General features: G+C 73.0%; 4 protein-coding genes. All 4 read right to left on the reverse strand.

Features of this window, described 5'->3' with window-relative positions:
* Nucleotides 1-865 (reverse strand): LodA/GoxA family CTQ-dependent oxidase (locus tag ABZ641_RS27155; protein ID WP_359985787.1); only part of this gene is annotated, 865 nt, incomplete at its 3' end.
* 188 nt (nucleotides 866-1,053) lie between these two features.
* Nucleotides 1,054-1,914, reverse strand: coding sequence for an NAD(+)/NADH kinase (locus ABZ641_RS27160; RefSeq protein WP_344627750.1), 861 nt, complete (start codon nucleotides 1,912-1,914; stop codon nucleotides 1,054-1,056).
* Nucleotides 1,915-1,956: 42 nt separating this feature from the next.
* Nucleotides 1,957-3,414: an ATP-binding protein gene (locus ABZ641_RS27165; RefSeq protein ID WP_344627749.1), complete on the reverse strand. Its 1,458-nt coding sequence runs from the start codon at nucleotides 3,412-3,414 to the stop codon at nucleotides 1,957-1,959.
* Nucleotides 3,411-4,325: NAD(P)/FAD-dependent oxidoreductase (locus tag ABZ641_RS27170; RefSeq protein WP_359985791.1), on the reverse strand; the 915-nt coding region annotated here is incomplete at its 5' end. The genes ABZ641_RS27170 and ABZ641_RS27165, both read right to left, overlap by 4 nt.

Consider the following 4,325-nt stretch of genomic DNA (forward strand, 5'->3'; position numbering starts at 1 on the left):
GCTTCGAGCACCCCGAGCTGGGTGTGGCCTTCGGTGTGGACGAGGTCGAGCTCGCACCGGTCTTCGTCAACTTCGAGACCGACCCGCTGTTCATCTCCGGAAAGGGCAGTGCGCCGGTGCCGACGAACACGTCGAACAGCAGGTCGTAGAGGGTGCGGATGCCCTTGAGCGCGGGGGCGTAGTTCGGCGGCCCGACGAGCACCCAGGCCGGGTCGACCGGCACGCTGCGGCCGCCGACGGTGACCTCCGCGGTGACCGGGCCGTCGGCGACGTCGTCGTGCCAGCCGTCGTTGTTGGCGTAGGTGTGCACCGGCACGCCGTTGTACGAGGCCGACGCGCCGAAGCCGCCGAACACCAGCAGCCGGCCGTCCTCGTCGGTGCGCAGCTCGCCGAGGTAGACCTCCTTGCCCATGAAGGTGCCGCCGCGGAAGTGGAAGTCCGGCCCGGAGACGCTGCGGCCGGAGATCCCGATCGCCCCGGGGTCGATGACGAGGTCCCGGCGGAGGTCCCCGGTGATGTCCTTGTTGCGCAGCTCGGCCGGCTTGGCGAGGGCGGCGTCCGGGATGTCCAGGGCCAGCTGGAACTGGTACCAGGCGGCCTTCTTGTTGGCCAGGTGCGCCGTCCACCGGATGTCGGCGTTGTCGGGCGTGAGCTCGGCGACGACCTCGCCGCGGGCGTCGTAGCCGTAGACGCGGAACCGCGCGGCCTCGCGCTTGATCGCCCCGGCGGCGTCCTTGTAGAAGCCGGGTGCCTCCGGCAGGGGGTCGGGCACCTCGGGTGCGAGGTAGAACTCCTCCGGCGAGTTGCCCACCCGGGCGATCCCGATGGCGGGGTGGATCGCCGCCCGCACGACCTCGTCGAGCATGGGGATGCTTCCTCCAATGGAAGGTGGTCGGGCCGCGAGCGCAGCCGTTCGTGGGCGAAAGACTATGGCGGGCGGAGCGGTACAGATCGTTCCGCCACGAACGACCACCTGAAGGAGTGAAACCCGGGCGCGGTACGGCGCGCCGTCCCCACCGACGGCCCGTCAGCGGGGCGCGCGGGCCCCGCCCGTCAGTCCGGCTCGGCCGAACCGGAGAGACGGAGCTTGCGCTGCGCCCGCTGGTAGAACGTGGTGCGGCCGAGCCGGACCACCCGGGCCGCGGCCGGCAGCATGGTCACCTCGACCACGTCACCCGGGCGGACATGGCCGACCAGCCGGCCGTCCGCCTCCACGGCGAGGTCCCCGCTGTGCGCCAGCACCTCCAACGACAGCCGCTCGCCCGCGGAGAGGAAGACCGAACGGTTGAACACCGCGTGCGGCGCCACCGGCGTGATCAGCAGCCCCTCGGCGTTGGGCGACACGATCGGGCCCCCGGCGGAGAAGCTGTACGCGGTCGACCCGGTGGGCGTGGCGACCACCACCGCGTCCGCCGTGTACTGCACGAACGGCTGCTCCTGGACGCGCACGGCGACCTCCGCCGAGCGCTGCCCCGGACTGCGCACCAGCACCACGTCGTTGAGCGCCGTCTCGTACCCCGCCTCGAACCCGGCCCGGACGCCGGACCGCTGCTCCACCGTGAACCGGTGCTCGTCGATCGCGTCCAGCGCCGACGGCAGCTCCGGGATGTCGACCTCGGCCAGGAACCCCAGCCGCCCGACGTTCACCCCGAGCACGGGCGCGTGCCCGCCGACCGCGAGGCGCAGCGCCCGCAGCATGGTGCCGTCCCCGCCCAGGCTGATCAGCAGGTCCGCGGACGCCGTCATCTCCTCGGCCCCGACCGGGATCGCCCGGCAGCCGATCCGGTGCACCTCCTCGGCCATCCCCAGCACCTTCGCACCCCGCCCGTGCCCCCAGTCGAGAACGGCGTCCACGGTGGACGAGCACTGGCGCTCCGGGTGGAGCACCAGCCCCACCGTGCCGATGTATCCCATCCCGTCCACCTCGCTCTGTCGGTCGGGCGGCCCGGCGGCCGCTCAGGAAGGCTGCTCGGCCGTGCCCGCGCCCGGTGCGGTCAGCGGCAGGCGCACCTGGAACCGGGTGTCGCCCGGCACGGACTCCACCCGCAGGTCGCCGTGGTGCTTGTTGACGACGATGCGCCAGGAGATGTCGAGGCCGAGGCCCGTCCCCTCGCCCACCGGCTTGGTGGTGAAGAACGGGTCGAAGATGCGGTCGCGGATCTCCTCCGGCACGCCCGGGCCGGTGTCGCCGAACTCCACGAGCAGCCGGTCGCCGTCGCGCGCGGTGCGCACCGTCAGCGTGCCCTCGCCGCCGTCGCCGTCCATCGCGGCGACGGCGTTGTCGATCAGGTTCGTCCACACCTGGTTGAGCTCGCCCGGGTAGGCGGGGATCGCCGGCAGCGTCCGGTCGTACTCCTTGACCACCCGGATCCGCGGGCCGATCTTCCCGGAGACCATCAGCAGCGTGCTGTCGATCAGCTCGTGCACGTCGGCCGTGCCGTACGGCGCCCGGTCGAGCTGCGAGTACTGCTTCGCCGCGGTGACGAGCGCCGAGACGCGGTTGGTGGACTCCTCGATCTCGTTCATCAACAGCTCGGTCTCGACGGTGTAGTTGAGCCACCGCACCGCCCCCTCCAACAGGCCCTCGTCCACCCGCGCCGCGACCTGGTCGAGCCAGTCGGTGTCCAGGCCGGCCTGGACGAAGGTCGGGGCCAACTGCCAGCCGCCCGCGATGCCGTGCCCGTCCAGCCAGTCGGCGAGCGCGTCCTCGCGGTCCGAGGCCTCCAGCGGGCTGAGCGCGACCGCCTTGGCGACCCGCTCCGCCGTCCGCTCCTGGACCTCGACCAGCGACTCCAGGCTCTCCCGCCGGAACGGGCCCGCCGCGATCGCGCCCAGCTTGTGGCGCATCCCGGCGACCCGCTCGCGCAGCGCCGAGGTGGCCCGGACGGCCGCCGCCGCGGGATTGTTCAACTCGTGGGTGAGCCCGGCGGACAGCGCCCCCAGGGCGAGCAGCCGCTCCCGCTGCCCGACCGCGGCCTGCGCGCTCTTGTACCCGAAGAACAGCCCCTCCAGCAGGTGCACGGCCATCGGGAACCACTCCCGCATCACCTGCGCGAAGGTCTCCGCCGGCAGCACGAAGAACCGCGAACGCTCCGGCACCTGCAGCGAGCTGTTGTACACCTGCGGCACCCGGTCGCCCAGGTAGGACTGGAACGCCCCCGCGTACACCCCGCGGTCGGAGGTCCGGGTGACCTCCACGTCGGAGTCGCCGACCTTGCGCGAGAGCACCACCGTGCCCTCCAGCAGCACGTAGAAGCAGCTCGCCGGATCACCCTCGGCGTACACCGGCCCCGCGTCGAACTCCACCACCGAGCCCTCCCGGCAGAGCCGGTCCAGCTGCTCCGGGTCGAGCTCCTCGAACAGGAAGAGGGTGGAGAGCTCCACCGGATCGCAGGGCATCGGACGGCCGGTCATGACTGCTCCAGGTAGCGGTGGGCGAGCATCACGGCCATCGCGCCCTCGCCGACGGCGGAGGCGACGCGTTTGGCCGACTCGGCGCGGGCGTCCCCGGCGACGAACACGCCGGGGACGTTCGTCTCCAGGTGGTAGGGCGGGCGGTCCAGCTCCCAGCCGGCCGGCAGCCGGCCCTCCGGTGCCAGGTCCGGGCCGGTCAGGATGAACCCGCGGGAGTCCCGGAGCACCGTGCCCTCCAGCCAGTCCGTCCGCGGCGCCGCCCCGATGAACACGAACATCCACTGCGCGTCGACGAGTTCGCTCCCGCCGGACTCGGTGTCGCGCAGCGTCAGCCGCTCCAGCTGGTGCTCGCCGTGCGCCGCCTCCACCACGGTGTTGGCGCGGACGGAGATCTCCGGGGCCTCCTCGACCTGCTGGACGAGGTAGTGCGACATGGTCGCCGCCAGCGAGGGCCTGCGCACCACCAGGGTCACCGACTTGGCGCTGCGGGCCAGGAACAGGGCGGCCTGGCCGGCCGAGTTGGCGCCGCCGACGATGTACACGTCCTGGCCCTGGCAGGCGGCCGCCTCGGTCAGCGCCGAGCCGTAGAACACCCCGCACCCGGTCAGCTCCGCCGCCCCCGGCGCGTCCAGCTGCCGGTAGGACACGCCCGTCGCCAGGATCACCGCGTGCCCGGCGATCGCCGAGCCGTCGGCGAACCGGACGACCCGCGCGGCGCCGCCGACCTCCAGCCCGGTGACCTCCCGCGCGGTGAGGATCTCGGCACCGAACTTCGCCGCCTGGCGCCGCGCCCGGTCGGTGAGCTGCGCCCCGGACACGCCGTCCGGGAAGCCGAGGTAGTTCTCGATGCGCGAGCTCTGGCCGGCCTGGCCGCCGGTCGCGGAGCGCTCCACCAGGACGGTCCGCAGCCC

This window comes from Kitasatospora sp. NPDC007106 (assembly GCF_040634455.1).
Classification (GTDB): Bacteria; Actinomycetota; Actinomycetes; order Streptomycetales; family Streptomycetaceae; genus Kitasatospora; species Kitasatospora arboriphila.

What these genes read in the sequence shown, in the direction of transcription:
- ABZ641_RS27165 (WP_344627749.1), bottom strand. Translation starts at nt 3,414, where the DNA reads ATGACCGGCCGTCCGATGCCCTGCGATCCGGTGGAGCTCTCCACCCTC.
- ABZ641_RS27160 (WP_344627750.1), bottom strand. Translation starts at nt 1,914, where the DNA reads ATGGGATACATCGGCACGGTGGGGCTGGTGCTCCACCCGGAGCGCCAG.